Below are 26,646 nucleotides of genomic sequence, written 5' to 3' on the forward strand. Positions count from 1 at the left end.
CCTGCCAGCGGCTCGCCATCACGCAGGCCCTGGCACTTCACCAGGGCAACTGGGCCCAGGCCGCGCGTGCGCTGGAGGTGGACGCGAGCAACCTGCACAAGCTGGCGCGCAGGCTGGGCATCAAATAGGAGCGATTCACAAACTCCCCTGGCGCCGTTGTTCCGTCTTGTCGTACCGCTGATGCTGCCTGCGACGAAAGGCCTGGCCAGGGCGCTGAGCTGAGTTTTGTGAGCCGCTCCGAGCAACTTCAAAAATGATAGCTTTTAGCGCTTTCCAGATAAGCGCTAGCGGCGTATTTGATGCCAAATCACACATCGTCGGCCCCCTGCGAACGCCGCTGCGCCACAATCGGCCCATGCTGACCCTTCAAGACATACGTGATGCCGCCACCCGCCTACAAGGCCACGTGCTGGACACTCCCTGCGTTGAATCCAAAACGCTTTCGCAAATCGTGGGCGCGCAGGTGTTTCTCAAGTTCGAGAACCTGCAATTCACCGCCTCGTTCAAGGAACGCGGCGCCTGCAACCGGCTCACGCTGCTGACGGACGCTGAGCGCGCACGCGGCGTGGTGGCCATGAGTGCGGGCAACCATGCGCAGGGCGTGGCCTACCACGCGCAGCGACTGGGCCTGCGCGCCGTGATCGTGATGCCGCGTTTTACCCCCGGCGTGAAAGTGGAGCGCACGCGCGGTTTTGGTGCCGAGGTGGTGCTGCATGGCGACACGCTGGAAGAAGCTCGCGCCCACGCCTACGCGCTGGCCGATGCGCAGGGCTTGACCTTTGTGCACCCGTATGACGATGAGGGCGTGGCCGCCGGCCAGGGCACGCTGGGCCTGGAGATGCTGCAGGCCGTACCCGACCTGGACACGCTGGTGATCGCCGTGGGCGGCGGCGGGCTGATCTCGGGCGTGGCCACGGCGGCCAAGGCACTCAAGCCCGGCATCGAGATCATCGGTGTGCAGACCATGCGGTTCCCCGCCATGGTGAACGCCGTCAAAGGAACAAGCCATCCACAGGGCACATCCACCATCGCCGAAGGCATTGCCGTGGGCACGCCAGGCAAGATCACACAGGAGATCGTGAAGCGCCTGGTGGACGACCTGGTACTGGTGGACGAGGGTGACATCGAGCAGGCAGTGCTGATGCTGCTGGAGATCGAAAAGACCCTGGTCGAGGGCGCTGGTGCTGCGGGCCTGGCTGCGCTGGTGCGCTACCCCGAGCGCTTCAAGGGCAAGCGCGTAGGCCTGGTGCTGTGTGGCGGCAACATCGACCCGCTGCTGCTGGCTGCGATCATCGAGCGCGGCATGGTGCGCTCGGGGCGCCTGGCGCGCATCAAGGTCAGCGCGCGCGATGTGCCCGGCGTGCTGGCGCGCATTACCGCCACCGTGGCCGACGCGGGCGCCAACATTGAGGAGGTGCACCACCAGCGCGCCTTCACCATGCTGGCCGCGCAGAACGTGGAGATCGAACTGGTGCTGCAAACCCGGGGCAAGACCCATGTGGATGAGGTGCTGACGCAGTTGCGCACGGCGGGCATGCAGGCCGATCTGATCTGAGGGACAGCAGGGTTTTGCGCCCTGAAGGGACAGTCGCAGCTAGAATTGCGCAAGTTTTAAGCATCTGGAGCCCACCATGTCTGACCACAACACCTCGCACGCCCCTGAAACGCACTCGGCAGACGCCGTTGAAAACGTGGTGCCGCTCATGCCCGTGGTGCTGCCCGTGGTTGGCGGCATCATGATGTTCTTGCTGGCATTCATTGCCGTGACAATGGCCTGATTGCCCTGCGCTGGCATGTCACCCGAAGCCCCGCACAGCGGGGCTTTTTTTCGTCCCGCACCACCCCCCTTATCCCCGTCTGACCTGGAGAACCGCATGAGACCCGGACACGCACTCGTTTTATTTTCCGGCGGTCAGGACTCCACGACCTGCTTGGCCTGGGCGCTGGAGAACTTTGCCCACGTGGAAACCATCGGCTTTGACTACGGCCAGCGCCACCACATCGAGCTGCAGGCACGGCAGACGGTGCTGTCATCGCTGCGTGCGCAGTTCCCGCACTGGGCGGCCAAGCTGGGGGACGACCACATGCTCGACCTGGCGGTGCTGGGCCACATCAGTGACACAGCGCTGACCAGCGACACCGAAATCCAGATGACCGCTGCCGGCCTGCCCAACACCTTTGTGCCGGGGCGCAACCTGCTGTTCTTCCAGCTGGCGGCTGCCGTGGGCTACCGGCGGGGCCTGCACACCCTGGTGGGCGGCATGTGCGAGACCGATTTTTCGGGCTACCCCGATTGCCGCGACGACACGCTCAAGGCGCTGCAGGTGGCGGTGTCACTGGGCATGGGCCAGCGTTTCACCTTCGACACACCGCTGATGTGGCTGGACAAGGCCGAGACCTGGGAACTGGCCCGGACCCTCGGTGGGCAAGCACTGGTCGATCTGATCGTGAACGACTCGCACACCTGCTACCACGGTGTGCGCGACACGCTGCATGTCTGGGGATACGGCTGTGGCACGTGCCCCGCCTGCGCACTGCGCAGGAGCGGCTACGAACGGTGGAAGGGCGGTTCGGCCAGCCTTTGATGCGAGGGAGCGGACAAATCCATGCATAACCTCATGTTTTTTTTGCATGGTTTTGGCCCCTGTCTGACAGACAAAAGGGCGGCAGGTTCATAAAATTGACATCCCAGCCGACCCGCGGAATCCGTGGAACTAGCCTCCACCCGTGGGGCTGACACACGCTCCCGCCCGCCGACTGAGCACGAAAGCCGTTTTTTCAAAGGCAGCGCTCAGCACCGCAACTGCGCCAGGCCTCGCCGTGACCCGCCCGGTCCGCTTCCTTTGAAAAACGTTTTTTCAACTTAGGAAGCTCCCCGATGAACGCACCCACGATGCAGGGCCTGAACCTCAACGCCCCCGCTTACGTCAAAAACGCCCGGCTGCTTGCCTGGGTGGCCGACATGGCCGCCCTGTGCAAACCCGACACCATTTACTGGTGCGATGGCTCCAAGGAAGAGTACGACCGCCTGTGCCAGCAGCTGGTCGATGCCGGCACCTTCAAGAAGCTCAACCCCGCCAAGCGCCCCGGCAGCTTCCTGGCCTGGTCCGATCCATCGGACGTGGCCCGCGTGGAAGACCGCACCTACATCTGCTCGGCCACCAAGGAAGACGCTGGCCCCACCAACAACTGGATGGCTCCCGCCGAAATGCGCGCCACGCTTCAGCCCCTGTTTGACGGCTGCATGAAGGGCCGCACCATGTACGTGGTGCCCTTCAGCATGGGCCCGCTGGGCAGCCACATCGCCCACATCGGCGTGGAACTCACCGACAGCGCCTATGTGGCCGTGAACCAGCGCCTGATGACCCGCATGGGCAAGGCCGCGTACGACGTGCTGGGCGTGGAAGGCGAGTTCGTTCCCTGCATGCACACGGTGGGCGCCCCCCTGGCCGACGGCGAGAAGGACACGACGAGCTGGCCTTGCAACCCCAAGGTCAAGTACATCGTCCACTACCCAGAAACGCGCGAAATCTGGTCCTACGGCTCGGGCTACGGCGGCAACGCGCTGCTGGGCAAGAAGTGCCTGGCCCTGCGCATCGCGTCCACGATGGGCCGTGACCAGGGCTGGTTGGCCGAACACATGCTCATCCTGGGCGTGACCAACCCCCAAGGCAAGAAATACCACGTGGCAGCGGCCTTCCCCAGCGCCTGCGGCAAGACCAACTTCTCGATGCTGGTGCCGCCCGAGGCGGGCTTTGCCGGCTGGAAGGTCACCACCATCGGTGACGATATCGCCTGGATCAAGCCCCATGCCGACGGCAAGATGTACGCCATCAACCCCGAGGCGGGTTACTTTGGCGTGGCCCCCGGCACCAACATGCACACCAACCCCAACTGCATGCGCAGCCTGGACAAGGACGTGATCTTCACCAACGTGGCCCTGACGGACGACGGTGACGTGTGGTGGGAAGGCATGGAAAAGGACACCGGCAAGCTGCCGGACCATCTGATCGACTGGCAAGGCAAGGACTGGACGCCCCAGATCGCCAAGGAAACCGGCGCCAAGGCCGCCCACCCCAACTCGCGCTTCACGGTGGCTGCCACCAACAACCCTGCGCTCGACCCCCAGTGGGACGATGCCAATGGCGTGCCAATTGATGCCTTCATCTTCGGCGGCCGCCGCTCCACCACCGTGCCGCTGGTGACCGAAGCCCGCACCTGGACGGAAGGCGTGTACATGGCTGCCACCATGGGCTCTGAAACCACCGCTGCCGCCTTCGGCGCCCAAGGCGTGGTGCGCCGCGACCCCTTCGCCATGCTGCCGTTCTGCGGCTACAACATGAGCGACTACTTCCAGCACTGGCTGAACATGGAAGGCCAAATCGCCGCCACCGGCAAGGCGCTGCCCAAGGTGTTCTGCGTAAACTGGTTCCGCAAGGACGAAGCCGGCAAGTTCGTCTGGCCGGGTTATGGCGACAACATGCGCGTGCTCAAGTGGATGATCGACCGCATTGAAGGCCAGGCCCAAGGCCAGGAAACCATGTTCGGTGTGGCTCCGCAGTACGCCGAAATCAACTGGACGGGGCTGGATTTCAATGCCCAGCAGTTTGCTGCCGTGACCAGCATCGACAAGGCCGCCTGGGCCGATGAGTTCAAGCTGCACGATGCCCACTTTGAGCAGTTGGCTTACCACCTGCCCCCGGCTTTGCTCGCTACCAAGGCTGCGCTCGAAAAGCGCCTGGCAAGCTGATTCCCGGATCTTCTCAGTCCTGACAACCGCCCCTTCTGAAAAGGAGGGGCGGTTTTTTTTGCGCTTATGGATGCGGATACTGGATCAGCGCGATCTGTCCCGCGGCCATGAAAAAAGCCGTGGCGAACACTCGCCACGGCTTCAAAAAATCCGATCACTGCACGGCGGACCGTGCATCCTCTTCTCAGTAGTACTTGCGGATGTCTTCCACAGTGGCAATGCCCATGGCGTGGTTCAGTTCGGCCATGATGCGGGGGTCCTTCACAGCAACTTGCCAAGTACGCTCGTCGTCCGCAGCGCGGCGGCGGGCTTCGGCCCAGCCGAGGGCGGCCACACGCAGGGCAGCACCGGCACGGCGTGCGGGGGCGGTCAGCAAAGCCAGGGCCGCAAAGGCGACCAGCCACAGCACCATCCACGCCGCGAGCAGGTGGCCTTCGCTCCAGGTGTCGATGACCTGGTTGGCCACTACCAGCAAGGCCGATACCACGGCCGCGAGCAGAAGGGTGGCAGCGCCACGGGCGCCATCAAAGTTGGCGGCTACGCTCTTGAGGGCGGCAGCGGCATTTTCGGCGCGGACAACGCCGGGGTGTTCGGTGGGGTACTCAACGTGTGCAAAGCTGGTCATTTCGGTTTCCCTTTTCTAACGCTTGTGGCGAGATTGCCGGGCGATGGGGTGATATTAGGGTTTACCCTTTGCATGTTCAAGTTTATATTTTGAATCATTGATATTCATATTGATGATGAATTGACCATGACACCCTTGAACTTCCGCTCCTTGGACCTGAACCTGCTGCGTGTTTTCGACGAGGTCATGGCCGAGCGCAGCCTCACACGCGCAGCGCACAAGCTGTCCGTCACCCAGCCTGCCGTGAGCAACGCCATGCGACGCCTGCGCGATGTGCTGGGGGATGAGTTGGTGGTGCGCAGCGGCCAGGGCGTGGAGCCCACTGCGCGTGCGCTGGCCCTGTGGCCCCCTGTGCGCGAGGCCCTGGCCCACCTGCAGGAATCCCTGGCGCCGGGACACTTTGAGCCCGCTACGGCCGAATCCACCTTTGTGCTGGCCATGGCCGATGCCACGGCCGCCACCCTGGTACCGGCCCTGGTCGAAATCATCGAGAGGGAGGCTCCCGGCATTTCGATCCGGGTATTGCCCCTGACCACGCGCGACCCCCGCCGCCTGCTGGACGAAGAGGCGGCCGACATGGCGGTGGGCTATTTCCCTGCGGTGCTGGCAGACCTGACCGCCCGCGCGCAATCCGGGGGCGCAGTGGCCTTTGAGAGCCGCCGCCTGTACGACGGCGAATACGTGTGCGTGATGCGGCAAGGCCACCCTCTGGCCGATGCACCCCTGACGCTGGACACCTATTGCGCCGCACGCCACATGCTCGTGAGCTTCTCAGGGCGCCCCTTTGGCTTCATCGACGAGGCCCTGGCATCCCTGGGCCGCGAGCGCAAGGTGGTGATCACGGTCAACCAGTTCTTCACCGCCGGCCGGGTAGTCTCGGGCTCGGATCTGTTGACGGTGCTGCCCCGCCACTTTGTTCCCGTGACCGGTATTGCCGATGCGCTGGTGCAGCGGGCCCTGCCGCTGGACGTGCCGCCCGTGCATGTGGACGCACTCTGGCGCCGGCGTGGACCTCAGCAGGCCGCGATGACCTGGCTGCTGCACGCCCTGGCGCGCTCAGCGCGCCGGACTTTCCCCGAGGAGTGAGGCGCCCAGCCTGAACCCGTAGACTGCGCTCAGCATGAATATCCAGCTTTTGTCCGATCTGCACCTTGAGGCGCATCCCCACTTCGTCCCCGAACCGGCTCCCGGCGCCGATGTGCTGGTGCTTGCTGGCGACGTGGGTTCCTACCAGGAAGGCTCGCAACTGGGCGACGAAGACTTTGGCCTGGCCCGGTTTTCACCATTGCCCGGGGGTGCAGGCTGGCCCACCCCCGTGCTTTTTGTGCCCGGCAACCACGAATACGATGCACAGGATTTCGACGCTGCCCACGAGCGGCTGCGCCGCACCTGTGACCGCCTGGGAATCACCTGGCTGGAGCGCGAGACCGTCGAGCTTCAAGGTGTGCGCTTTGTGGGCACCACACTCTGGAGCGATTTCGATGCACTCGCAGACCATGAAGGCAGCACCGACCTTGGCAGGCGGCTGAAACTGCGCGACAAGGCCTTTCGTGCAGCGAACTTCTACCTGCGCAAGACGGGCGGCACCCGCCACGCAGAGCCTTTTCTGGCCGAAGCCATGCGCGACCACGCACTGGTCTGCCAGCAGTGGCTGGCGCAAGCACTTGCGGTGCATTTTGAAGGCCCCACGGTGGCCGTCACCCACTTTGCACCTAGCCTGCGCAGTGCCGATCCACGCTACGGACTGGTGCCCGGCACTGCGGGGTTCTGCAACGCCCTGGACAGCTTGTTGCCCCACGCGCAGCTGTGGCTGCACGGCCATCTGCACGCCCCGAGCGACTACACGGTGCAAGGTTTTCACGGCGACGGCACCCCCTGGCAGTGCCGCGTGGTGGCCAATCCCCTGGGCTATGCGCGCAAAGGCGAACAGGCGGCTTTCAAGGCGCAATGCTGCATCCCCGTATGATCACGAGACGGGGCTCTGCCGCCCCGCAGCGCAGAAGAAAAACATGACCCAGGTCAAGACAACAGAAGTCCGCGCACGGTAGTCTGACCCAACCTTATTCGGAGAACACCATGAACATCCTGCTTGCTGTCGATGGCAGCGCCTACACCAAAAAAATGCTGGCCTATCTGGCTACCCACGAGGAGCTGCTCGGTGGCAACCACCAGTACACCGCGCTCACCGTGCAGGCCCCGCTGCCGACACGCGCGCGCGCCGCTCTGGGCAAGGAAGTGGTGGACAGCTACCATGCCGAAGAGGCAGAAAAAATCCTGTCGCCCGTTTGCAAATTCCTGGCGCGCCATGGTGTGGACGCCAAGCGTGTCGTCAAGGTGGGCGCCGTGGGTGAGAACATCGCCAAGGTGGCTGACAGCGGCAAGTTCGACCTGCTGGTGATGGGCTCCCACGGCCATGGAGCCTTGGCCACCCTGGTCATGGGCTCGGTTACCACACAGGTGCTGGCCCATTGCAAGGTGCCGTTGCTGATCGTTCGCTAAGCCGAACAACAAACAGCCCGGCCCACCACCAAAGCCCTGCTCCGGCAGGGCTTTTTTTTGCCCAAATGAAACCGATCGGTTACAACATAACTTATTGGTTTACTTAACGACCAATTGGTTATACATTCTCGCTGCGCCCATCCTGGCGTGTCATTTCCATCGAAACCGAGGAACGACCCATGAAAAAAACCCTGATCGCATTGGCCCTGACCGCAGGCGCCACCTTCACCGTGATGGCCCAGGACATCGTCGATACCGCCGTGAAGGCGGGTAATTTCAAGACCCTGGTGGCGGCCGTGCAGGCTGCGGGCCTGGTGGACACCCTCAAGGGCCCCGGCCCCTTCACGGTGTTTGCGCCCACCGACGAGGCTTTCGCCAAGATCCCCAAGGCCACCCTGGACGGCCTGCTGGCCGACAAGGCCGCACTGACCAAGGTGCTGACCTACCACGTGGTCCCCGGCAAGGTGATGGCCAAGGACGTCAAGGCCGGAAAGGTCAAGTCCGTGCAGGGCCAGGAGATCACCGTGTCCACCAGCATGGGCGTGATGGTGGACCAGTCCAAGGTCATCGCGACCGATGTGGCTGCCAGCAATGGCGTGATCCACGCCATCGACACCGTTCTGATGCCCAAGTAAGCCTGCGGACTAACCGCACGTCCCTTCCACCACCATCCACTAGCGAGGAGAAGCCCCATGAACACCGTATTCAACCGCCGTACCGTCTTGCTGGCCGCCGCCGTGGGCGCCAGCACCACCTTGTTGCAGGCCTGTGGCGGCGGCGACGATGAGCCCCAGCGCAACATCGTCGAAGTCGCCCAGAACAACCCGGACCTCAGCATCCTCGTCGAAGCTGTGGTGGCCGCCGGTCTGGCGCCCACCCTGAGCACCGGCATGCTCACGGTTTTCGCCCCGACCAACGCAGCCTTTGCAGCGTTGCTCAGCGAGCTGGGCGTGACCAAGGAGGCCCTGCTGGCCGACAAGCCCCTGCTGACAGCGGTACTGACCTACCACGTGCTCGGCAGCAGGGTCCCGCGTGCAGACGTCCCCCTGGGCAAGGCCATCACGCCCGTGTCAGGCGGCTTCTTCAAGATCGAGTCGGCCAACGGCCTGAAGATCACCGATGGTCGCAACCGAGTTTCCACCATCACGGCCACGGACATCCAGGCCAGCAACGGCGTAGTGCATCTGGTGGACCGCGTGCTGCTGCCAGCCAACAAGGACATCGTCGCCACCGCCTCGGCGCTGCCGGACTTCAGCATCCTGGTGGAAGCCGTGGTGGCGGCCGGCTTGGCCACCACCTTGCAGGGAGCCGGCCCGTTCACGGTGTTTGCGCCGACCAACGCCGCCTTTGCAGCGCTGCTGGCCGAGCTGGGGGTGACCAAGGAAGCCCTGCTGGCGGACACTGCGCTGCTGACCACGGTGCTTACCTACCACGTGGTACCCGCGCGCGTGCTCAAGGCCGAGGTCCCTATCAATACCGCCATTGCCACCGTCCAGGGACAAACCTTCACGGTGAACGCAAGCCTCGTGATCACAGACCAGAACCTGCGCACCAGCAACATCACCATGGCCGACGTGTTCACCAGCAACGGTGTGATCCATGTCGTGGACAAGGTGATCCTGCCCAAGTAAGCCGGTGGCTGTGAGCCCCGTAAGCCCCACGCAAGAAAGCCCGGCATGCCGGGCTTTCTTTTTTGGGTGCGTACGAAACGCTGGAAAGGAGACGCGACTACCGCGCTGCCAGCCCATCGAAACAGGTGCGCACCACCAGATCCACGATTTCCGCATCGGAATACTGGCCGCCTTCCTTGAGAAAACTCACCACCGGGTCGCAGGCGCGCGCATACAACGTGTAGAGCACCACCAGCGGCGGCAAGGTGGGGCTGATCACGCCCTGTGCCTGGGCCTGGGTGATCCATTCACCAATCTGGTCGCTCACGGCCACGAGGCCGTTGAGGTAGTCCTTGTTGGCCATCAGCACCGCGCGCAGCGTGGAGTTGCGGCTGGGCAGCAGCGGCATTTCGTTGCTCAGCAGCCGCTCCAGCGACCAGCGCACCAGCGCATGGAGCTTTTCAAGCGGAGGCATTTCAGTGGGCAGATCTGCCAGGTAGGCCTGCACACGGCCCAGAATCTGCACCATGGCGGCGCTGCACAGCTCTTCCTTGCTGCAGAAGTGCTTGTACAGACTGGCTTTGGCAATGCCCACGGCATTGGCCACGTCGTCCATGGTCATGGCATCGAAGGCCTTTTCGCCCAGGAGCTGGCAGGTGGACTGGAGGATGGCATCCTCGCGCGCCTGGTGCATCTGCTCTTTGAACGAAACTTTGGGTTGCGGCGTTTGCATGGCTTGTATTTTATACATTGCAGTAAAAAAATAAATGACTAAGTTGCAATACAACTACGTCGTTCACGTTTTACCCTGCAGGAATCATGCCGCAGGCGCCTCCAGCGTCCGCGCGGCGGTGGCGGTCAGGGCCGCCGTCAGGGCGTCCAGCACGGCCGACTCCAGGTTCCAGCAGTGCCAGTACAGCTGGATGGGCAGGGAGCGGCCCGGTGCCAGATTCACCATGCTGCCGTCCGCCAGCGCCTCGCGCGCCATCAGCTCGGGCATCACACCCACGGCCCAGCCTGCGGCCACGGCGCGCATCTGTGCCTCGGAACCCGGCACGAACAGGTGATTGAGTGCCACGCGCTTGAGCCCGAATGCACGCGCCACAAACTCGGCGGCCATGTCGTCCTTGCGGTTGAACGACAGGAACGACACCTCGCGAAAGTTGTGCGGCGTGAGCCCCTGGGGCAGGTACTGCTCCGCATAGCTGGCCGACGCTACGGCCACATAGTGCATGGCGCCCAGCGGCACCATCTTGCACCCACGCAGTGCCTGCTTGAGCGTAGTCACGCAGCCCAGCACCTGGCCAGAGCGCAGCCATTCCTGCGTGAAATCCTGGTCGTCCACGATGATTTCCAGCGGCAGGCGCTGGCGCACCAGCTCGTGCAGCGCGCCCATCGCCCAGGTGGCGATGCTGTCGGCGTTGATGGCAATCGAGATGCGCTCGTCCTCGCGCGTGCCGCCCGGGGCGCTGGGCGCCAGCTCGTGCAGGTCGCGCTCCAGGTCCGCGCGCAGCAGGCGCATCTGCTTAGTGTGTTTGAGCAGCAGCTGCCCCGCCGAGGTCGGCCGCAGGGGTCGGCTGCGCACGATGAGCACCGAGCCCACCTGCGCCTCCAGGGCGCGCAGGCGCTGTGAGACGGCCGACTGTGTGACGTTCAGGCGCTGCGCAGCGCGCTCGAAGCCGCCCTCTTCAACGATGGCGGCAAGGCATTCCAGGGCGGCGGGATCGTAGGTGCTCATGGTCTCGGGCTCGAACAAAAGAGGGTTGTCTCTACCGCACCGTTCATTAGGTGCACTGATGTTTTTGGAGTAAGTTTAATTTTGCTTTTAGTTGAATGCAATGTCGCGCACACTGCGCCCCATCGTGTCCCGCACTGGGGCGTGTGGCACGTACAGGCTCACAAGGCATACCGCATATGAAAACCATTGTTCTCGGCGCCGGCATCATCGGCATCAGCACGGCGTGGCACCTGCTGGAACGCGGTCACGAAGTCATCGTGATCGACCGCCAGCCCGATGCTGCGCTCGAAACCAGTTTTGCCAATGCAGCACAGATCTCGGTGAGCTACTGCGAGCCCTGGGCCAACCGCGAGGCGCCGCTCAAGGCGCTCAAGTGGATGTTCGACAAGGAAGCCCCGCTGCTGTTTCGCCCACAGATGGACTGGCAGCAATGGCGCTGGGGCCTGCAGTTTCTGGCGCAGTGCAACGACGCCGCGTTCGAGCGCAATGTGCAGCAGATCGTGGCGCTGGGCGCCTACAGCCATGCCGCGCTCAAGGACCTGGTCAGCACCACGGGCATCGAATACAACCGGCTCGAACGCGGCATTGCCCACTTCTACACCGACCAGAAATCCTTTGACGCCGCCGGCCACGCGGTGGAGCTCATGCGCAAGCACGGCGTGCAGCGCCGCCTGGTCAGCCGCGATGAGTTGCTCAAGATTGAGCCCGCGTTCAAGGCCTACGGCGACAAGATCACCGGCGGCACCTACACCAGCACCGACGAAAGCGGCGACGCCCGCGTGTTCACCCAGGAGCTGGCCCGCCGCTGCATGGCACGCGGCGCGCAGTTCCTCTACGGCCACGATGTGCTGCGCCTGAATAAAATCGGCAATGCTATTGATTCAGTAGCTGTCATGCCAAAACAGACAAGCGCTGGCGGCAAAAAGGACTTCATATTGAAGGCCGACGCCGTCGTCGTCGCCTGCGGTTCCTACAGCGCGCCGCTGCTGCGCAGCGTGGGCGTGGACCTGCCGATCTACCCGGGCAAGGGCTACAGCGCCACGTTCCCGCTGCTCAAGCCCGAGGGCGCGCCCATGGTCTCCACCATCGACGACGGCAAGAAGATCGCCATGAGCCGCCTGGGCAACTACCTGCGCGTGGCGGGCACCATCGAACTCAATGGCTGGGACCTGACGCTCGACAGCTCCCTGGCGCGCGCACGCTGCCACATGCTCTCGCGCCGCATCGAGGCCATCCTGCCCGGCGTGTGCGACACCCGCACGCCCGAACAAGGCGGCGACCCGCAGTACTGGACTGGCCTGCGCCCGGCCACCCCCACCAACATCCCGTTCATCGGGCAGACCCGCGTGGGCAAGCTCTGGGTGAACGCGGGCCACGGCACGCTGGGCTGGACACACGGTGCAGGTTCGGGCAAGGCGCTGGCCGAGCTGATCAGCGGCGAACAGCCCGCGATGAACTTCGGCTTCCTGGGCCACCACGGCTCTGCACGGCGCGCATCGGCCACGGCGCTGGCCGCCTGAGAGCACCCACACAGCCTGCCCGGGTTGGGGTGGGTCCATCACACCAACCCGCTCATAGCGCGCGGGCACTCAGGTGGCCAGCGCGAGGCCGCCGTCCACCCGCAGGTTCTGCCCGTTGATGTAGCCCGCGCCTTCCGAGGCCAGGAACGCGATGGTCGCGGCCACTTCGGCGGCCTGCCCATACCGCTGCAGCGGCACTGCGGCGCGGCGCTCTTCCCACACGGGCAAGGTGTCGATCCATCCCGGCAACACGTTGTTCATGCGGATGTTGTGCTGCGAATAGCTGTCTACAAAGATCCTCGTGAACGAAGCCAGCCCGGCGCGCACCAGCGCCGATGTCGGAAACAGCGCGCTCGGGTCCACCGCCCAGGCTGACGACAGATTCACGATCACGCCACCACGCTGCGCCTGCATCAAGGGGGCCACCAGCCGCGTGGGTCGGATCACGCTCTGCAGATAGGTGTCCGTCCCCTGCAGCCACCGCTCATCCGCCAAAGACAACAAAGGCGCGCGCGGTTCATGGCCGGTGCTGTTGATGAGCACATCGACCCGGCCCCAGCGGGCTTGCGCCAGGTCCACCAGGCGGCCCAGATCCGCCAGGCACTGGCTGGACCCCGTGACGCCAACGCCTCCGAGCTCCTGGGCCAAGGCCTCGCCTTTGCCCGACGACGAAAGAATGCCGACCTGAAAACCATCCTCTGCCAACCGGCGGGCGGTGGCAGCGGCAATGCCGGTGCCGCCCGCGGTGATGAGCACTACTTTTTCTACTGCCATGATCGTCCTTGGATGCCGCACACCGGCATCTGGCAATTGTTTCGTATCCTTTGTGTTTTGGACGACCGGACGGAGCAGCCGCTGTGCTTCAATCCAGTAGAAAATCTACACCCATGACCTCCCCGTTGGGCCCCATGCCCTCTCTCAATGCGCTGCGAGCGTTCGAGGCCGCCAGCCGCCATCTCAACTTTCGGCTGGCCGGGCTGGAGCTGGGCGTGACCCAGGGCGCCGTGGCGCAGCAGATTCGTGCGCTGGAGGCGGCGCTGGGCCTCAAGCTGTTCGAGCGGCACCCGCGCACCCTCGTGTTGACCCACAACGGCCAGCGCTACGCCACCGGGGTGCGGCGTGCATTCGAGATGCTGGCGGATGCCACACAGGGCCTGCGGCCCGAGCCCCTGCATGTGACGGTCAGCGTCACCCCGACCTTCGCCACCAAGTGGCTCATCCCACGGCTGGCGGACTACACGCGCCTTCACCCTGGGGTTGATCTGCGGATCCTGGCGACCGAGCACCTGTCGCACTTTCAGACCGAGGCGGTGGACCTGGCGGTGCGGTACGGCCGCCCCCCATTCGGCCCGGGGCTCACGGCCGATCTCCTGTTCGAAGAGTGCCTGGTGGCGGTGGGCAGCCCGCTGTTGCTGCGCCGCTCGGGGCCACCCGGCACCGCGGGTGACATCGGCCGCTACGTGCTGCTGCACGACTCCCAGTCTCCATGGGCCGACTACCTTGCGCAGCACACGCCGCCCGCTCCCGGGGCTTCAGATCCCACACCGCAGGCCATCTGGTTCAACCAGACGACACTCGCGATCGACGCGGCCCTGACCGGCCAGGGGCTCGCGCTGGTGCAGAAAGATTTTGTGGCGCAGGACCTGTCCACCGGTCGGCTGGCCAAGGTGTTTGAGGAAGAAGCACACACGGGCGCCGGCTACTACCTGGTGGCTCCGCGCAAGCAACGCGCACCGGAGGTCGTTGCGGGGGTGAGAGCTTGGCTGCGAAGCCAGGCCGGCGCATAAACCGCAAAGACCGCACGCAGCGCGGATGCTCTGGCCCCCTTCAACCCCGACCTGCGAGCCCGGCCGGGGGGGCCAGGTAACGGGCCGGAATCTCCAGCACATGGAATCCGCCCGCCAGCAGCACCACCAAACACACGGCCAGCAGCCAGCCCGCCAGCATGGCCCCCACCAACGCTCGCGCCCGCAGAGGCTCTGGCAGGTTCCAGTACAAAGCGCAACCCACGTGCGTGCCCAGCGCGAATACTGCGAAAAAGTAGTACGGGCCAAAGAACCACTGCCAGGGCGGTGTGTGCATGCCCGCCGCTGCAAACTGCAGGTTCGTATCCACGCCCTGAAACCGGCCCGCCAAGACGGCCGTCACATGGATCAACAGGAACAGCGCCAGGTAGCCCCCCGAGATGGCCTGCATCCACGCCACGCCCCCACGGCGCCGGCCCCGCCCGCGCCACAGCAAGGTGAGGCCGCTGCCCATCTGGAACAGCAGACAGCCAAGCAGCACGCCTTCGACCAACGGCTGGCGATAGATCAGGCGCAGGGCTTCCAGCACGGATTGGTGCGCTGCCGCTCCGGCCAGCCCCGCCAGGTGGCCCAGCAAGTGGGCCGCCAGGAACAATGCCAGCGCGATGGCACTGGCGCGGTGCACGGGCCGCAGGGCAAGGCGCTGGCGCCATGCCCAGGTGCCAGCCAGGCCGACGGCGGCGGCTCCCAGGGCGAGTTGGCTGGTTGCGTGCATGAAGGTTTTCTCCGGATGTTGCAAGGGACTGGCGGCAGAATAGGCAGCGGCGCCGTCTCCGCCTACTCGCATTGCGCTCAGGTTTTCCATGTCCCCTGCCTCCTCCGCCCCCCGCCGTTCGCCCCGCCAGGAACGCTCGCAGTTCACAGTCGATGCCATCTTCGAAGCCGTCGCACGCATCGTGGCCACCCAGGGCGAGGACGCGCTCACCACCAACCGCATCGCCGAGGTTGCGGGTGTGTCCGTGGGCTCGCTCTACCAGTACTTTCCCAGCAAGGAAGCCATCCTCCTGGCCATGCTCGACCAGCATTGCGACCGGGTGATGCTGGAGCTGGACGCCCTGCTCGCCCAGGCCCGCACCGAAGGCTGGACGCCCGAGCAGCAGGTGCGCGGGTATGTGCGCCACTACCTGCAGGCCTTTGGCGGCGGCCCCCAGGAAGGGCGCGCACTTGCCCGCCTGTCGTGGAAGCTCGACTACCGCGCGTCCGTGCTGATCTCGGTGCGCGGCGCCAGCGAGCGGCTGGCCCTGCACCTGCAGCGTGTGGCGCGAGAGCAGCAGATGCCCGCACCCTCGGCAACCCAGCTGTTTGTGCTCACCCGCGCCTTCATGGGCGCGGTGCGGGCGGCATCGCTGGAACAGTCGCCCCTGCTGGACAGCCCCGAATTCGAGCAGGCGCTGGTGGAGCTCTGCATCGCAACCCTGGCACCCGGCGCGGGTCTGGGGGGCGGCGCTACGATGGCACCATGACCACGCCCACCGCACCGCACTACCTCTTCCTCACCACCTCCACCCGCGAACCAGGCCACACCGGCAATACCGAATGGCTGGCGCGCCAGGCCGCCGCCGCACTCCCTGCCGGTACTGCGCAAACCTGGCACCACCTGGCCCGCATGAACTTGCCGCACTTCGTGGACCAGCGCCACACCTCGGGTACCTATGCACCGCCCGAAGGCGACATGAAGACCTTGCTCGACGCCACGCTGGCAGCCACGCACATCGTCTTTGTGGCGCCGGTCTACTGGTACAGCATTCCCTCGCCGCTCAAGACCTACCTGGACCACTGGAGCGCGTGGATGCGCGTCCCCGGCCTGGCCTTCAAGGAGCCGATGGCCTCCAAGACGCTGGCGCTTGTCACCACCAGCGGCGACCGCACCAAGGCCCAGCCGATGATCGACTCGGTGGCGCTGTGCGCGCAGTTCCTGTCGATGACCTGGGGCGGCGCCCTGTGGGGCAAGGGCGGGCCACCGGGCGCGGTGCAGGCCGATGCGCAGGCGATGGAGGCAGCCAGCCGTTTTCTGCTGACACCGGCCGCAGCTTGACGGCTTAGCGATCCAGCGACCCGTGCTGGGCCAGGATGCCCAGCCATTCGTGCAGTGCCAGGCTGCTGTCGGCCAGCGCAGAGGCGCGCGGCAACACCCGGTACAGCTTGCGCGCCTGACCGCCCTTGAAGCCCATGGGCGCGGGCAGCACCTGCAGACCGGCGCGCTCGAAGGTCTTGGCCGCGCGCACCATGTGCCAGCCGTGGGTGACGAGCGCAATGCGCTCGATGCCAGCGGCCTTGAGCAACACGGCAGATCTTTCGGCGTTGCTGCGGGTGTCAAGGGATTCCACCTCGGTCCACCGCACCCGGCCCCTGAACTCACGCTCCACCACATCTTTCATCACCAGCGCTTCGGCCCGCGTGCCGCCGGTGGAGCCCCCCGTGGCCAGGATGGGAAGCCCGGTCTGCTGCTGCAGGTACACGGCGTAGCGCACCCGCTCACGCGCGCCCCGGCTGAGCACGTCCACGCCGTATTCAGGCGCCACCGTGTCGGCGCCGCCGCCCAGCACGACGATGGCCTGCACCTTTGACGAAGGCAAGTCCTTGGGGACGACCGCCGGATAGCGCTCCAGGCTGCGCACCAGCGCGTCCGACACCGGCGGCCAGGACAGCACCAACACCGACAGCAGTGACAGCACCACCACCGTGATGCCCGTGCGGCGGTGGTAGCGCGCGATCCACAGCCCCACCAGCGCCAGCAGGATGCTGGACACCGGGGGCAGCAGCAGCGCAGACAGTATTTTTTTCAGGGCAAACCACATAAAACAAGAGGAGCAATCAGACCTGCGCGAACCCGCCCGGTGGCGCCAGGGCATGGCAGGGAAAAAGAATCGTTTGAAGGGCCGAAAAATCGGCCACGCCGGGTGGGGCAAACTCAGTGCAGCACCCGCCGCTGCGCCAGAAAGTCCAGCAGCGCGGCATCGAAACCCTCCGGGTCCTCCAGTTGCGGCCAGTGCCCGATGTGGGGCAACAACACCGTCTGCGCATCGGGCATCACCTGGGCCAGGGCCTCCAGGGCAGCCGGCGGTGTGCAGCGGTCGAGCTCGCCCCCCACCAGCAGCGCGGGTATGGCCAGCTGCGCCAAGGCAGAGGCTCCGCGATCAAACGTGGACAAGGCCTCCAGCGCGCGCCGGTAGGCCCCTGGATACACCTGGCCCAGCGCGTGGCTGGCCAGCCGCACCCCTTCGGGCAACGCACCGGTGCCGATGAACTGGGGCACAAGCGTCTGCGCCAGCTGCTCCATGCTGCCACCGGCGTCCAGCGCCTTCAGAGCACCCAAGCGGGGAGCCACCCAGTCATCCATGGCCTGCGCATCCAGCGCTGGCCCACCTGCACAGAGCAGCAGGCGGCGCACCTGCGACGGGCTGCGCACGGCGGCCTCCAGCGCCACCATGGCGCCCATGCCGTGCCCCACCAGGGTCACGGGGCCTCCCTGCAGGGCATCGATCAAGGCCAGGCAGCTCTGCGCCAGCGCCTTGAAGGTGTACGGCTCCACGGGCGCGCTGCGGCCATAGCCCGGCATGTTCCAGGCCACGGCGCGGTAACCGGCCGTGGCCAGCGTTTCCACCTGGGGGGCAAAGGTGAGGTGGTCGCCATCGGCGTCGTGCAGCAGGAGCACGGTGGGGCCCGAGCCCAGGGTGGTGAAGGTAGGTAGGACGGCCATGCGGTGGAAAACCAGTAAACCCCGCAACAGCGCGGTGGTGGGTGGCGCCTGATAATAGTTGCTCCCCCATGCTGCCACCGCTGGCACCGCTTTTGTGAACCCTTCGCTCCCCCGCCCCACCCTCGCCCTGCCACCGAGCTTCTCCACGCGCGAGTTTCGCGATGCGCTGGGCATGTTTGCCACGGGCGTGACCATCGTCACGGCCCGCACGGCTGCGGGCGACCTGGTGGGGCTCACGGCCAGTTCCTTCAATTCGGTGTCGCTGGCACCCCCGCTGGTGCTGTGGAGCCTGTCGCACGGCGCCAGCACCTTGCCCACCTTTGCCGATGGCTCGCACTACGCCATCCACGTGCTGGCCGCAGACCAGAAGGCGCTGGCCGAGCGTTTTGCCACGCGCGGCATCGACCGCTGGGCAGGCCTGGAACACCGGCCCGGCATCAGCGGCGCCCCGCTGCTGGCCGGGGCAGCCGCCACGTTCGAGTGCTTCAACCGCAGCCAGTACAAGGAGGGCGACCACACCATCTTTGTGGGCGAGGTCGAGCGCTGCGAGCACCGCGAAGGCATCTCGCCCCTGCTGTACCACGGTGGCAAGTTCTACACCGAGCACCCGCTGTGACGACCCCCACCGTGGTCGTGCGCCACGTGAACATCGGCCTGGCCCGGCGCCTGAAGGTGGGCGAGCGCTCGGTGCTCACTGCCATCGGCAAGGCCCCCGTCACCGGCCCCGTGGCTGTGGGCCCGCTAGGGCTGGCAGGCGACGAGCAGGCCGACCCGAGCGTGCATGGCGGCCTGGGCAAGGCCGTATACGCCTACCCCGCCGCCCACTACGCGTTCTGGCAGGCCCAACGCCGCGAACGGGGCGTGAGCCTGTTCGATGAAACGCTGCCGCCGGGTTTCATGGGGGAGAACCTCACCATCGACGGGCCGCTGGAAGCGGATGTGTTTGTGGGCGATGAATGGCATTTCCCCCACTGCGTGCTGCGGGTGAGTGCACCGCGCGAGCCATGCTTCAAGTTCAACGCCGTCATGGGTTTTGCGCAGGCGGGCCGCACCATGGCCCTGGCCGGATGCTGCGGCTACTACCTGGCGGTGGACCAGCCCGGCACCATCGCCGCCGGAGAGACCGCCACGCTGGTGCCCGGGCAGCGCGGGCTGAGCATCGCCCAGGCGCTGGCGGGCAAGTGGGCAAAGCACGCGCGCTAGCCAGGCCCCACTGGATCCATCAATTTTGATAGCTACTGGCGCTTACCAGATAAGCGCCAGAGCCCAATATGGCTCGAACCCGAGCCTTCAACGCACCGTGTCGGGCAACTCGATCTTGACTTCCAGAACTTCCAGGTTGTCCTGGCGCTCCAGGTGCACCTTGAGGTCTTCGGGGTTGATCTTGACGTACTTGGAGATCACGGCCACCAGCTCGCGCTGCAGCGCGGGCAGGTAGTCGGGCTCGGCGGCATTGCGGCCGTTGCGCTCGTGCGCCAGGATGATCTGCAGGCGCTCTTTGGCGACGCTGGCGGTTTTCTTCTTCTCGCCGAGCAGGAAGGACAGGAAAGAAGCCATGGCTTATTTGCTCCCGAACAGGCGTTTGAAGAAGCCTGGCTTTTCCGCATCGATGAAACGCAGCGGCTTGTCGGTGGCACCCAGGAAGCGGTCGATCACATCCTTGTAGGCCTCGGACACATCAGTGCCCTGGGCATGGATGGCGGGCGTGCCCTGGTTGGACGACTGCAGCACCACTTCCGACTCGGGGATCACGCCGATCAGCTTGATGCGCAGGATGTCCTGGATGTCTTCCAGGCTCAGCATCTGGCCGTCCTGCACGCGGCTGGGGTTGTAGCGCGTGATGAGCAGGTGCTCCTTGATGGGCTCACCGCCTTCAATCGCACGCTTGGTCTTGCTGCCCAGCATGCCCAGGATGCGGTCGGAGTCGCGCACCGACGAGACTTCGGGGTTGGTCACCAGCAGCGCCTCATCGGCAAAGTGCATGGCCATGAGCGCGCCGCTTTCGATGCCGGCAGGCGAATCGCAGACGATGTACTCAAAGCCCATCTCGGCCAGGTCCTTGAGCACCTTTTCCACGCCGTCTTGCGTGAGCGCATCCTTGTCGCGCGTCTGGCTGGCGGCCAGCACGAACAGGTTGTCGCACTGCTTGTCCTTGATGAGGGCCTGGTTCAGGTTGGCCTCACCGTGGATCACGTTGATGAGGTCATACACCACGCGGCGTTCGCAGCCCATGATGAGGTCGAGGTTGCGCAGGCCGACGTCAAAGTCGATCACGGCAGTCTTGTGGCCGCGCAGGGCGAGGCCGGTGGCAAAGCTGGCACTGGTGGTGGTCTTGCCCACGCCACCCTTGCCGGAGGTCACGACGACGATTTTGGCCATGTGTTGCTGATTCTCTGTGGGGTTGGTACGAATGAAATGGGAACTCAGGCCAGCGGCTCGATGATGAGCTTCTCGCCGTCGAGCCGCACCTGGGCGGGCTTGCCACGCACATCGGCGGGCAGCTCGGTCTCGGTGGTGCGGTAGATGCCTGCGATGGAAACCAGTTGCGGCTCCAGGCAGGTCGAAAAAATGCGGGCTTCGGTGTTGCCCCGCGCACCGGCAATCGCACGGCCGCGCAGCGGGGCATAGACGTGGATGTTGCCGTCGGCAATCACCTCGGCGCCAAAGCTCACCACGGCCATCACGACCAGGTCGGCGCCACGGGCATACACCTGCTGGCCCGAGCGCAGGGGCTTGTCCACCACCACGGTGCCGGGGCCGGGCATGGGCACTTCGCGAACGACCTCCACCTCGCGCACCACTTCGCGGATGACCTCGCGCACCTCGGGGGCGGGGGCCTCGGCACGGGCAGGCGGTGCATCGGGCGCTACCGCCAGCCCTGCGGCGCGCGCAGCGTCCATCTGGGCGGGGTTGCCGCCGCGCACAGCCACGGGCAGGGTGCTGCGTCTGCGCAGCTCGGCCACGATGGCAGCAAAGTCGATGGGTGCCTCGGCTTCGCGCACGGCAGCCAAGTCGATCAGAACGGGGTCGTTGTCAAAAAAGCCCGGGGCGTCGGCCACGCGCTCAGCCAGGTCGGCGGCGAACTGCGCGGCGTCGGTGGTCTTGAGCACCACGGCCACCACGGGCAGCGAGGCGCTCTTGAGGTCAAAGCTGGTGCGGGACTGCGCCGCCGTCGTAAGGGCCATGAATGGGGTGTGGAAAGGAGCGCGGGAACCGTTTCAGAAGGCGCAAAGTGTACCGTGGGGCCACGTAAGCGCTTGTTCACGGCGTGTTTGCACTGTTCGCGCGCCCTCACCCACAAAAAAGCCGGGCGTACCCGGCATTCTTGCTATTGCCAGGGTTCCCGGCTTAGTTGCGGTCAGCGCGCATGGGGCGGGTTGTCGCACCGCCGGAGCCCGACATGGTCCTGTCTGTGGTTACGGGGGCTGCAGCGGCAGGTGCTGGAGCGGCTTGCGTGGTCGCCGTCGCGGCGCCCCCACCGCCAACGCCCGTGGTGCCCATCGGCGTGCCTTGCGAGCTTTGCTGGCCGGCGCCCGTGGCAGCGTTGGGGCTTGCGGTGGTGGGTGGCGTGCCCTGCGCCATAGCGGTGCCAACAACGGCGACGGTAGCCAGGCCCGCGAGCAATGTCTTGAGTGTGTTCGATGCAGTCATGTGGAGACTCCTTGGTGTGTGGTGAATTTGGAAATCGCCAGCAACATCGCCAGCTGTACCCAGGCTAGTTGTTTGCGGCTGGCGCCACGTCAGCTTGAGACCGGAGCGCGTGTCGGACAGGGACGGGCCTGCACGGTGTGGGTCTTGCCATCGCACTCCGAAAACACCCTGTTCAACAAGCCCGCACACACCGTGGGTCAATGGGCATCACTGCGCCGGCACGTCATAGGCGCCAAAAAGTGCGGCGGCCGGTTGTGTCTCGGGCAGCACGTACACCACAGCGCCCGTGCCACGCACCAGGGGGCTCAGCACTTTTTCATAGAAAGAGACTGGAAGGTTGATGCAACCGAAGGAGATACGGTTGTCTGCGGCGGTGCTGGAGGCCAGCCGCTCCAACCGACGCTCGGCTTTGACGTTGGCCCGCACTCGGTGCATGGACACCGCCGCGTCGTAGTCCACCCACACCACGTCTTCGCCATTGGCGTTCAAACCGGTTTCGGCAACAAACCGGCCTGCGGGGGTGGTGCGCTCTTCGGGCAGTACCTGGCCGACGGGCTTGTCCCCCACTCCGGGAACGGTGTGGTCGCCGATGGCCGACCCCATCAGCGCCGGGGCCGCGCCCTGGAGGGCACCGTCGCGGTCAAACACATAGACCTTTGCGTGCATTTTGTCGACCACCACGACCGCGCGGTTCTGGTTGTCACCCGAGTGCAAGGCCCACGCCGCGATCTGGCGGGCTTCGGCCGAGGCGGGCTCCTTACCGAACTGTGCCCTGCGCGGTACCTGGGTTGGCTGCGGCGCTGGCGACGCGACCTTCGCGGGTGATGTGTCTACAGGGTTCGCCAAGTCGGCGCCCAAGGACAGCGCTCCTGTGGTCTGCGATGGCTGCTGCATCGCTGGCCACAGCCGCATAAACCCCAGCAGCAGGACGACCAAAACCAGCAGTGCAGCGCCGGACAGCAGCCGGACCTTGCGCCGTCCATGCCTTTGCCCTTCGCTCCTTGGCGCGGCGCGGTCCGGATCTGTGTGGGATACGTTCATGTTGGATCTTTGAAGGGCAAAGGCAAGGGCATTCGCCGCAGGGTGGTGCAGGGTTGGTGCGTACCCGAAAGCCACACACTAACCAGATCACCCGCCTGGCAGCGTCCGCCAAAAGCGCAACCGCTGTAGGACCAGCTACCCACGCTTAGCGTTGCCTGTCGTCGTCGCGGCGCTGCGCAGGGCCAGAAGGTCACGGCACACAGGCGACCTGAAGCACAAGGCTTGCCTTTCATAATCGACCGATGTCCCTGTCTACCCGCAAAACCCATATCGACGCCCTCGCCATCTCGCTGCTGCTCGCGTGCTGCATGTTCTGGGGCTTCCAGCAGGTGCTGGTCAAGGCCACGGTGGCCGAGGTGGCGCCCGTGTTTCAGGCCTTTGTGCGCTTTGCGCTGGCCACGGTGGCGGTGGCGGCCTGGTGCCTGTGGCGAGGGGTGCGCCTGTCCAGTGCTGGCGAGCCCGCCGGAGCCACGCGCGCCGGGCTGCTGGCGGGGGCGCTGTTTGCGGGCGAGTTCGCGTGCATCTACCTGGGCCTGCAGTACACCACCGCCTCGCGGCTCACGGTGTTTTTGTATGCATCACCGTTCTGGGTGGCGCTGCTGCTGCCGCGTTTCATCCCCGGTGAGCGCCTGCAAGGCTGGCAGTGGCTGGGCCTGGCTGCGGCGTTTGTGGGCGTGGGGCTGGCACTGGGCGACGGACTGCTGGGCCAGGCCAGCACGGCGCTGCCACAAGGCTGGTTGGGAGACCTGCTGGGGCTGGCTGCGGGCCTGATGTGGGCGCTGACCACGGTGGTTATCCGCACCACACCGCTGGCCCGCCTGGCCCCTGCCAAACAGCTGCTCTACCAGGTGGGCGTGAGCACGGCGGTGCTGCCAGTGCTGTCGCTGGGCCTGGGCGAGGCCTGGGTCTGGCAGTTCAGCGCGTTTGCCTGGGGCTCGCTGCTGGTGCAGGCGCTGGTGGGCGCGTTTGTGAGCTACCTAGCCTGGATGTGGATGCTGGCGCACTACCCGGCCACCAAGATTTCGGTGTTTGTATTCCTCACGCCCGTGTTCGCGCTGCTGTTTGGGGCGCTGTGGCTGGGCGAACCGGCCACGCCCGGGCTGGTGGCGGCGCTGGTGCTGGTGGCGGCGGGCATTGTGCTGGTGAACCGGCGGCCAGCGTCAGGCATAGGGGTGCAACATTGACGCATAGAGCAATTGAGTCCTAGTCAATGATCAAAACGTTGTCAGCTGCATTTTCCATAGTAGCCAGCACCAAGGCGTGGTAGAGCGCTATCAAGTCTCTGAGATAGAGCAACGCAAAGGCGGAAAGTAACAAGACATTGCGCTGGTGGTGATTTCTCTCTATCTCGCTAGAGTACGCGGCATGCGGCCACAAATCCCGCGTTCTTTTTATGACCTTAAGAAAGAGCATGCATGACTGACAACGTTTTCTTCCGCCCCTCCCTTCAACGCTCTCCAGTTGAATCACAACAAGGCTGGCGCCACGCGCTGGTCTTGGGAGTCGCTGCGCTGGTCCTCACGGGCTGCGGAGGGGGTTCTGACTCTGAATCAACACCTCCCGCACCAACTCCCTCCGCGCCTGCAGCACCCGAAAACTTCACCGTCGGTTCGTCCCTTGATTTCTCCTGGACACCTACTGCGACTGCGACACGTTACGAGCTTTTCGTAGACCCGGACGGCTCGGGCCCTCTTGCGGAAACACAGCGTGATCCCCAAAGGTTCAGCTACTCACTCGCTTCCGACGGCAGTCGAGTCACCGGTTCGTTCGGCGCCTATGTCAATTTTCCTGAAGCCCTCAACGCCAGCTACCGCCTGCGAGCATGCAATGCGGCCGGTTGCGGGAGCTTCTCGGACGCCAAGGCATTCGACATCACGAAGGGCATAAGCCACGAATTTCCTTCGGGCTCTGTTCCCCTCGTTCAATATGCAAGTGCATATCTCTCCACGGGCATGCTGTCCAAGGATGCTCTCACTCTAGTGCTCACCGCAGCAAGCTATGGCTCGAATACCACAATGCTCGTTTTCGCACGCAGCGGCAAAAATCAGCCGTGGCTGCAGCAAGCGTCACTGCAATCGGGTGCCTACTACGTCGGTGGGGCCGTGCTGTCGGCCGACGGCAATACCTTGGCAGTGCGATCCATGAAACAAATCTCGACCAGCACAGGCACCCGCGTCGTGACAGACGCGGTGTATATGTACCGGCGCAACGGCAGCACATGGAACGAGCAGGCCCGGCTAGACACCAGCACCGCACCGTCAACTTGCGCCCAACCCTGCCAAGCTGAGATCGCCGATCACATGGCGCTTTCAGCGGACGGCAACCTGCTGACTGTTTCTGCTGTCATCTCCTCGGGCACCACATCCTCCAGCGCCGTTTTCACATACACCCGCACTGGAACCTCCTGGGCACCCCAGACCTCGTTGAATACCGAAGGCACCTTCATCGCGAGCATGGCCCTGTCGGCCGACGGCAGCACCTTGGCCGTGACCGACCGTGATCTGTTGCAGACAGCCACCACTCCTGTAGTCATCGTCTTCGCGCACGATGGCAACGGTGCTTGGTCCCAGCAAAGTCGGATTCCAGCCACGCTCTACACCTACACGCCTCCGCTCTCTGGCGGAAGGGCGTACGGCTCCATGGTGTTCTCAAGCGACGGCAATACCCTCGCCGTGAATACCGCCAAAGTGCCCGGACAGGCGGCATGCGGCGCCCCGGCGACCTACTCTGGCGAGACGCAGCGCATTGCACTTTATTCACGCAGCAGTGACACATGGACTCTTCAAGGGCAGGCCGTGAGCGCTGCTCAGCCGCTGTCCCCGTGGGCCTTTGCCAACGACGGGAGTGCGTTGATCTATGGAAACACGCTGTTCACACGAAGCAATGGCACATGGGCCTGTAACTGACCTAGCAAAGGCGAGTAATTGACACGGTGGCTGTGGGAATCTTGCGGTTGAACGTCACCCCGCAGCCACCCCAAACGGGCACGCGTGCAGACATGCCTGAAACTAACGCATTGCACGAACCATCACAGCTCCGGTAGCTTGATCCGACTGATAGTCAACGCCCCGAGATCGCAAACAGCGGCGTCAGGAGGCGAGGTGTGTAACCGCTGACGGGCGGCTTGTCTAGCAATCATTTCTCGCCGGACGATTTTGACGGCGTCGCATGCGTGTGAACCTCACCCGCATGTTGTAGCACCCGCCCCTGCTGGACGCGGTCCGGGCCTTTGTTGCGACGCTATGGCACCAGAGCTTTACCCACGCCGCGCTGGAGCTGCACATCCAGCCACATCGCCCTCGTGTGGGCGCTGACCAGAGTGGTCATCCGCACGACGCCTCTGGCGAGCGTGGCCCCTGCCAAGCAGTTGTGTACTAGATGGGCGTGAGCACGGCGGTGCTGTCGCTGGATCTGGGCGAGTCCTGGGTCTGGCAGTTCAGCGCGTTTGCCTGGGGCTCGCTGCTGGTGCAGGCCCTGGTGGGCGCATTTGTGAGCTACCTGGCCTGGATGTGGATGCTGGCGCACTACCCGGCGACCAAGATTTCGGTGTTTGTGTTCCTCACGCCCGTGTTTGCGCTGCTGTTTGGCGCGCTGTGGCTGGGCGAACCGGTCACGCCGGGGCTGGTGGCGGCGCTGGTGCTAGTGGCGGCGGGCATTGTGCTGGTGAACCGGCGGCCAGCGGCGGGGTGACCACCGTGCAAGAAATA

At 65.0% G+C, this 26,646-nt stretch carries 29 protein-coding genes and 1 pseudogene; 18 read left to right on the plus strand and 12 right to left on the minus strand.

Features of this window, described 5'->3' with window-relative positions; genetic code table 11:
• Positions 1-355 precede the first annotated feature (355 nt).
• From NFX52_RS14735 to NFX52_RS14750, 4 genes are all read left to right on the plus strand, one after another.
• Positions 356-1,555, plus strand: coding sequence for a threonine ammonia-lyase (locus NFX52_RS14735; protein ID WP_055397227.1), 1,200 nt, complete (start codon positions 356-358; stop codon positions 1,553-1,555).
• 76 nt (positions 1,556-1,631) lie between these two features.
• The gene (locus tag NFX52_RS14740; RefSeq protein WP_176887814.1) at positions 1,632-1,778 is read left to right on the plus strand and encodes a hypothetical protein; all 147 of its coding nucleotides are present in this window, start codon (positions 1,632-1,634) and stop codon (positions 1,776-1,778) included.
• A gap of 96 nt (positions 1,779-1,874) precedes the next feature.
• A complete protein-coding gene (queC, locus tag NFX52_RS14745) occupies positions 1,875-2,585 on the plus strand; it encodes a 7-cyano-7-deazaguanine synthase QueC (protein ID WP_055397229.1) in 711 nt (236 codons plus the stop codon).
• 293 nt (positions 2,586-2,878) lie between these two features.
• Positions 2,879-4,750 carry a phosphoenolpyruvate carboxykinase (GTP) gene (locus NFX52_RS14750; RefSeq protein WP_055397231.1) on the plus strand — a complete coding sequence of 624 codons (1,872 nt, stop codon included), beginning with the start codon at positions 2,879-2,881 and terminating at the stop codon, positions 4,748-4,750.
• A gap of 184 nt (positions 4,751-4,934) precedes the next feature.
• Here the strand turns inward: NFX52_RS14750 and NFX52_RS14755 are convergent, their stop codons facing one another.
• Positions 4,935-5,375 carry a hypothetical protein gene (locus tag NFX52_RS14755; RefSeq protein WP_055397233.1) on the minus strand — a complete coding sequence of 147 codons (441 nt, stop codon included), beginning with the start codon at positions 5,373-5,375 and terminating at the stop codon, positions 4,935-4,937.
• Between the two features lie 126 nt (positions 5,376-5,501).
• Here NFX52_RS14755 and NFX52_RS14760 point away from each other — a divergent pair, with 126 nt between their 5' ends.
• From NFX52_RS14760 to NFX52_RS14780, 5 genes are all read left to right on the plus strand, one after another.
• Positions 5,502-6,461 (plus strand): LysR family transcriptional regulator, encoded by a 960-nt coding sequence (locus tag NFX52_RS14760; protein ID WP_055397236.1) that lies wholly within the window; start codon positions 5,502-5,504, stop codon positions 6,459-6,461.
• A 34-nt stretch (positions 6,462-6,495) separates the two neighbouring features.
• Complete coding sequence (locus tag NFX52_RS14765) at positions 6,496-7,341, plus strand: metallophosphoesterase (RefSeq protein WP_207402014.1); 846 nt, start codon at positions 6,496-6,498, stop codon at positions 7,339-7,341.
• Positions 7,342-7,451: 110 nt separating this feature from the next.
• Complete coding sequence (locus NFX52_RS14770) at positions 7,452-7,874, plus strand: universal stress protein (RefSeq protein WP_055397239.1); 423 nt, start codon at positions 7,452-7,454, stop codon at positions 7,872-7,874.
• 179 nt (positions 7,875-8,053) lie between these two features.
• Positions 8,054-8,509 (plus strand): fasciclin domain-containing protein, encoded by a 456-nt coding sequence (locus NFX52_RS14775; RefSeq protein ID WP_055397241.1) that lies wholly within the window; start codon positions 8,054-8,056, stop codon positions 8,507-8,509.
• A 57-nt stretch (positions 8,510-8,566) separates the two neighbouring features.
• Positions 8,567-9,505 (plus strand): fasciclin domain-containing protein, encoded by a 939-nt coding sequence (locus NFX52_RS14780; protein WP_055397243.1) that lies wholly within the window; start codon positions 8,567-8,569, stop codon positions 9,503-9,505.
• Between the two features lie 97 nt (positions 9,506-9,602).
• Here the strand turns inward: NFX52_RS14780 and NFX52_RS14785 are convergent, their stop codons facing one another.
• Both NFX52_RS14785 and NFX52_RS14790 read right to left on the minus strand, forming a co-directional pair.
• The gene (locus NFX52_RS14785; RefSeq protein ID WP_055397245.1) at positions 9,603-10,217 is read right to left on the minus strand and encodes a TetR/AcrR family transcriptional regulator; all 615 of its coding nucleotides are present in this window, start codon (positions 10,215-10,217) and stop codon (positions 9,603-9,605) included.
• Positions 10,218-10,301: 84 nt separating this feature from the next.
• Entirely contained in the window at positions 10,302-11,222 is a 921-nt protein-coding gene (locus NFX52_RS14790; RefSeq protein WP_055397292.1) for a LysR family transcriptional regulator ArgP, read from the minus strand.
• Positions 11,223-11,398: 176 nt separating this feature from the next.
• Here NFX52_RS14790 and NFX52_RS14795 point away from each other — a divergent pair, with 176 nt between their 5' ends.
• Entirely contained in the window at positions 11,399-12,742 is a 1,344-nt protein-coding gene (locus NFX52_RS14795; RefSeq protein WP_055397247.1) for a D-amino acid dehydrogenase, read from the plus strand.
• 69 nt (positions 12,743-12,811) lie between these two features.
• Here the strand turns inward: NFX52_RS14795 and NFX52_RS14800 are convergent, their stop codons facing one another.
• Positions 12,812-13,516: an SDR family oxidoreductase gene (locus tag NFX52_RS14800; protein WP_055397249.1), complete on the minus strand. Its 705-nt coding sequence runs from the start codon at positions 13,514-13,516 to the stop codon at positions 12,812-12,814.
• Positions 13,517-13,629: 113 nt separating this feature from the next.
• Here NFX52_RS14800 and NFX52_RS14805 point away from each other — a divergent pair, with 113 nt between their 5' ends.
• The gene (locus tag NFX52_RS14805) at positions 13,630-14,529 is read left to right on the plus strand and encodes a LysR substrate-binding domain-containing protein (RefSeq protein WP_055397251.1); all 900 of its coding nucleotides are present in this window, start codon (positions 13,630-13,632) and stop codon (positions 14,527-14,529) included.
• A 40-nt stretch (positions 14,530-14,569) separates the two neighbouring features.
• On the opposite strand, the gene NFX52_RS14810 is transcribed toward NFX52_RS14805, so the two are convergent.
• Positions 14,570-15,262: a hypothetical protein gene (locus NFX52_RS14810; protein ID WP_055397254.1), complete on the minus strand. Its 693-nt coding sequence runs from the start codon at positions 15,260-15,262 to the stop codon at positions 14,570-14,572.
• An 88-nt stretch (positions 15,263-15,350) separates the two neighbouring features.
• Between NFX52_RS14810 and NFX52_RS14815 the strand changes: the two genes are divergently transcribed.
• On the plus strand, positions 15,351-16,010 hold the full coding sequence (locus NFX52_RS14815; RefSeq protein ID WP_055397255.1) for a TetR/AcrR family transcriptional regulator: 660 nt from the start codon (positions 15,351-15,353) through the stop codon (positions 16,008-16,010).
• A complete protein-coding gene (locus NFX52_RS14820) occupies positions 16,007-16,582 on the plus strand; it encodes an NAD(P)H-dependent oxidoreductase (protein ID WP_055397257.1) in 576 nt (191 codons plus the stop codon). Before NFX52_RS14815 ends, NFX52_RS14820 begins: the two co-directional genes overlap by 4 nt.
• Positions 16,583-16,586: 4 nt before the next feature.
• Here NFX52_RS14820 and NFX52_RS14825 read toward each other — a convergent pair whose 3' ends face one another.
• Both NFX52_RS14825 and NFX52_RS14830 read right to left on the minus strand, forming a co-directional pair.
• Positions 16,587-17,345 carry a YdcF family protein gene (locus NFX52_RS14825; protein ID WP_055397259.1) on the minus strand — a complete coding sequence of 253 codons (759 nt, stop codon included), beginning with the start codon at positions 17,343-17,345 and terminating at the stop codon, positions 16,587-16,589.
• Positions 17,346-17,458: 113 nt separating this feature from the next.
• Positions 17,459-18,247 (minus strand): alpha/beta fold hydrolase, encoded by a 789-nt coding sequence (locus NFX52_RS14830; protein WP_055397261.1) that lies wholly within the window; start codon positions 18,245-18,247, stop codon positions 17,459-17,461.
• 94 nt (positions 18,248-18,341) lie between these two features.
• Between NFX52_RS14830 and NFX52_RS14835 the strand changes: the two genes are divergently transcribed.
• Both NFX52_RS14835 and NFX52_RS14840 read left to right on the plus strand, forming a co-directional pair.
• Entirely contained in the window at positions 18,342-18,863 is a 522-nt protein-coding gene (locus NFX52_RS14835) for a flavin reductase family protein (RefSeq protein WP_055397294.1), read from the plus strand.
• The gene (locus NFX52_RS14840) at positions 18,860-19,450 is read left to right on the plus strand and encodes an MOSC domain-containing protein (protein ID WP_055397263.1); all 591 of its coding nucleotides are present in this window, start codon (positions 18,860-18,862) and stop codon (positions 19,448-19,450) included. The genes NFX52_RS14835 and NFX52_RS14840 overlap by 4 nt, the downstream gene beginning before the upstream one ends.
• 87 nt (positions 19,451-19,537) lie before the next feature.
• On the opposite strand, the gene minE is transcribed toward NFX52_RS14840, so the two are convergent.
• The 5 genes from minE to NFX52_RS14865 form a co-directional block, all read right to left on the minus strand.
• On the minus strand, positions 19,538-19,804 hold the full coding sequence (minE, locus tag NFX52_RS14845; protein WP_010465263.1) for a cell division topological specificity factor MinE: 267 nt from the start codon (positions 19,802-19,804) through the stop codon (positions 19,538-19,540).
• Between the two features lie 3 nt (positions 19,805-19,807).
• Positions 19,808-20,626, minus strand: a complete 819-nt coding sequence (gene minD, locus NFX52_RS14850) for a septum site-determining protein MinD (protein WP_055397265.1) — start codon at positions 20,624-20,626, stop codon at positions 19,808-19,810.
• Between the two features lie 44 nt (positions 20,627-20,670).
• Positions 20,671-21,432 (minus strand): septum site-determining protein MinC, encoded by a 762-nt coding sequence (gene minC / locus NFX52_RS14855; protein ID WP_055397267.1) that lies wholly within the window; start codon positions 21,430-21,432, stop codon positions 20,671-20,673.
• Positions 21,433-21,595: 163 nt separating this feature from the next.
• Positions 21,596-21,898, minus strand: coding sequence for a hypothetical protein (locus NFX52_RS14860; RefSeq protein ID WP_055397269.1), 303 nt, complete (start codon positions 21,896-21,898; stop codon positions 21,596-21,598).
• Positions 21,899-22,105: 207 nt separating this feature from the next.
• A complete protein-coding gene (locus NFX52_RS14865) occupies positions 22,106-22,939 on the minus strand; it encodes a hypothetical protein (RefSeq protein WP_238385563.1) in 834 nt (277 codons plus the stop codon).
• 242 nt (positions 22,940-23,181) lie between these two features.
• On the opposite strand from NFX52_RS14865, the gene NFX52_RS14870 reads away from it, so the two are divergent.
• From NFX52_RS14870 to NFX52_RS14880, 3 genes and pseudogenes are all read left to right on the plus strand, one after another.
• On the plus strand, positions 23,182-24,123 hold the full coding sequence (locus tag NFX52_RS14870; RefSeq protein ID WP_055397271.1) for a DMT family transporter: 942 nt from the start codon (positions 23,182-23,184) through the stop codon (positions 24,121-24,123).
• A 231-nt stretch (positions 24,124-24,354) separates the two neighbouring features.
• Positions 24,355-25,845, plus strand: coding sequence for a hypothetical protein (locus NFX52_RS14875; protein WP_156358688.1), 1,491 nt, complete (start codon positions 24,355-24,357; stop codon positions 25,843-25,845).
• A 392-nt stretch (positions 25,846-26,237) separates the two neighbouring features.
• Positions 26,238-26,629 (plus strand): annotated as a pseudogene (locus NFX52_RS14880) (EamA family transporter); the annotation flags it as partial.
• Positions 26,630-26,646 lie beyond the last annotated feature (17 nt).

It is taken from the genome of Acidovorax facilis, from assembly GCF_023913775.1.
GTDB lineage: Bacteria > Pseudomonadota > Gammaproteobacteria > Burkholderiales > Burkholderiaceae_C > Acidovorax > Acidovorax facilis.

Coding starts and splice junctions, on each gene's coding strand:
- NFX52_RS14820 (WP_055397257.1), top strand. CDS start 16,007: ATGACCACGCCCACCGCACCGCACTACCTCTTCCTCACCACCTCCACC.
- NFX52_RS14795 (WP_055397247.1), top strand. CDS start 11,399: ATGAAAACCATTGTTCTCGGCGCCGGCATCATCGGCATCAGCACGGCG.
- NFX52_RS14755 (WP_055397233.1), bottom strand. CDS start 5,375: ATGACCAGCTTTGCACACGTTGAGTACCCCACCGAACACCCCGGCGTT.
- NFX52_RS14815 (WP_055397255.1), top strand. CDS start 15,351: ATGTCCCCTGCCTCCTCCGCCCCCCGCCGTTCGCCCCGCCAGGAACGC.
- NFX52_RS14870 (WP_055397271.1), top strand. CDS start 23,182: ATGTCCCTGTCTACCCGCAAAACCCATATCGACGCCCTCGCCATCTCG.
- NFX52_RS14825 (WP_055397259.1), bottom strand. CDS start 17,345: ATGTGGTTTGCCCTGAAAAAAATACTGTCTGCGCTGCTGCTGCCCCCG.
- NFX52_RS14765 (WP_207402014.1), top strand. CDS start 6,496: ATGAATATCCAGCTTTTGTCCGATCTGCACCTTGAGGCGCATCCCCAC.
- NFX52_RS14740 (WP_176887814.1), top strand. CDS start 1,632: ATGTCTGACCACAACACCTCGCACGCCCCTGAAACGCACTCGGCAGAC.
- minD (WP_055397265.1), bottom strand. CDS start 20,626: ATGGCCAAAATCGTCGTCGTGACCTCCGGCAAGGGTGGCGTGGGCAAG.
- NFX52_RS14875 (WP_156358688.1), top strand. CDS start 24,355: ATGACTGACAACGTTTTCTTCCGCCCCTCCCTTCAACGCTCTCCAGTT.
- NFX52_RS14735 (WP_055397227.1), top strand. CDS start 356: ATGCTGACCCTTCAAGACATACGTGATGCCGCCACCCGCCTACAAGGC.
- NFX52_RS14790 (WP_055397292.1), bottom strand. CDS start 11,222: ATGAGCACCTACGATCCCGCCGCCCTGGAATGCCTTGCCGCCATCGTT.
- NFX52_RS14780 (WP_055397243.1), top strand. CDS start 8,567: ATGAACACCGTATTCAACCGCCGTACCGTCTTGCTGGCCGCCGCCGTG.
- NFX52_RS14805 (WP_055397251.1), top strand. CDS start 13,630: ATGACCTCCCCGTTGGGCCCCATGCCCTCTCTCAATGCGCTGCGAGCG.
- NFX52_RS14760 (WP_055397236.1), top strand. CDS start 5,502: ATGACACCCTTGAACTTCCGCTCCTTGGACCTGAACCTGCTGCGTGTT.
- queC (WP_055397229.1), top strand. CDS start 1,875: ATGAGACCCGGACACGCACTCGTTTTATTTTCCGGCGGTCAGGACTCC.
- NFX52_RS14775 (WP_055397241.1), top strand. CDS start 8,054: ATGAAAAAAACCCTGATCGCATTGGCCCTGACCGCAGGCGCCACCTTC.
- NFX52_RS14865 (WP_238385563.1), bottom strand. CDS start 22,939: ATGAACGTATCCCACACAGATCCGGACCGCGCCGCGCCAAGGAGCGAA.
- NFX52_RS14770 (WP_055397239.1), top strand. CDS start 7,452: ATGAACATCCTGCTTGCTGTCGATGGCAGCGCCTACACCAAAAAAATG.
- minE (WP_010465263.1), bottom strand. CDS start 19,804: ATGGCTTCTTTCCTGTCCTTCCTGCTCGGCGAGAAGAAGAAAACCGCC.
- NFX52_RS14810 (WP_055397254.1), bottom strand. CDS start 15,262: ATGCACGCAACCAGCCAACTCGCCCTGGGAGCCGCCGCCGTCGGCCTG.
- minC (WP_055397267.1), bottom strand. CDS start 21,432: ATGGCCCTTACGACGGCGGCGCAGTCCCGCACCAGCTTTGACCTCAAG.
- NFX52_RS14860 (WP_055397269.1), bottom strand. CDS start 21,898: ATGACTGCATCGAACACACTCAAGACATTGCTCGCGGGCCTGGCTACC.
- NFX52_RS14785 (WP_055397245.1), bottom strand. CDS start 10,217: ATGCAAACGCCGCAACCCAAAGTTTCGTTCAAAGAGCAGATGCACCAG.
- NFX52_RS14750 (WP_055397231.1), top strand. CDS start 2,879: ATGAACGCACCCACGATGCAGGGCCTGAACCTCAACGCCCCCGCTTAC.
- NFX52_RS14830 (WP_055397261.1), bottom strand. CDS start 18,247: ATGGCCGTCCTACCTACCTTCACCACCCTGGGCTCGGGCCCCACCGTG.
- NFX52_RS14800 (WP_055397249.1), bottom strand. CDS start 13,516: ATGGCAGTAGAAAAAGTAGTGCTCATCACCGCGGGCGGCACCGGCATT.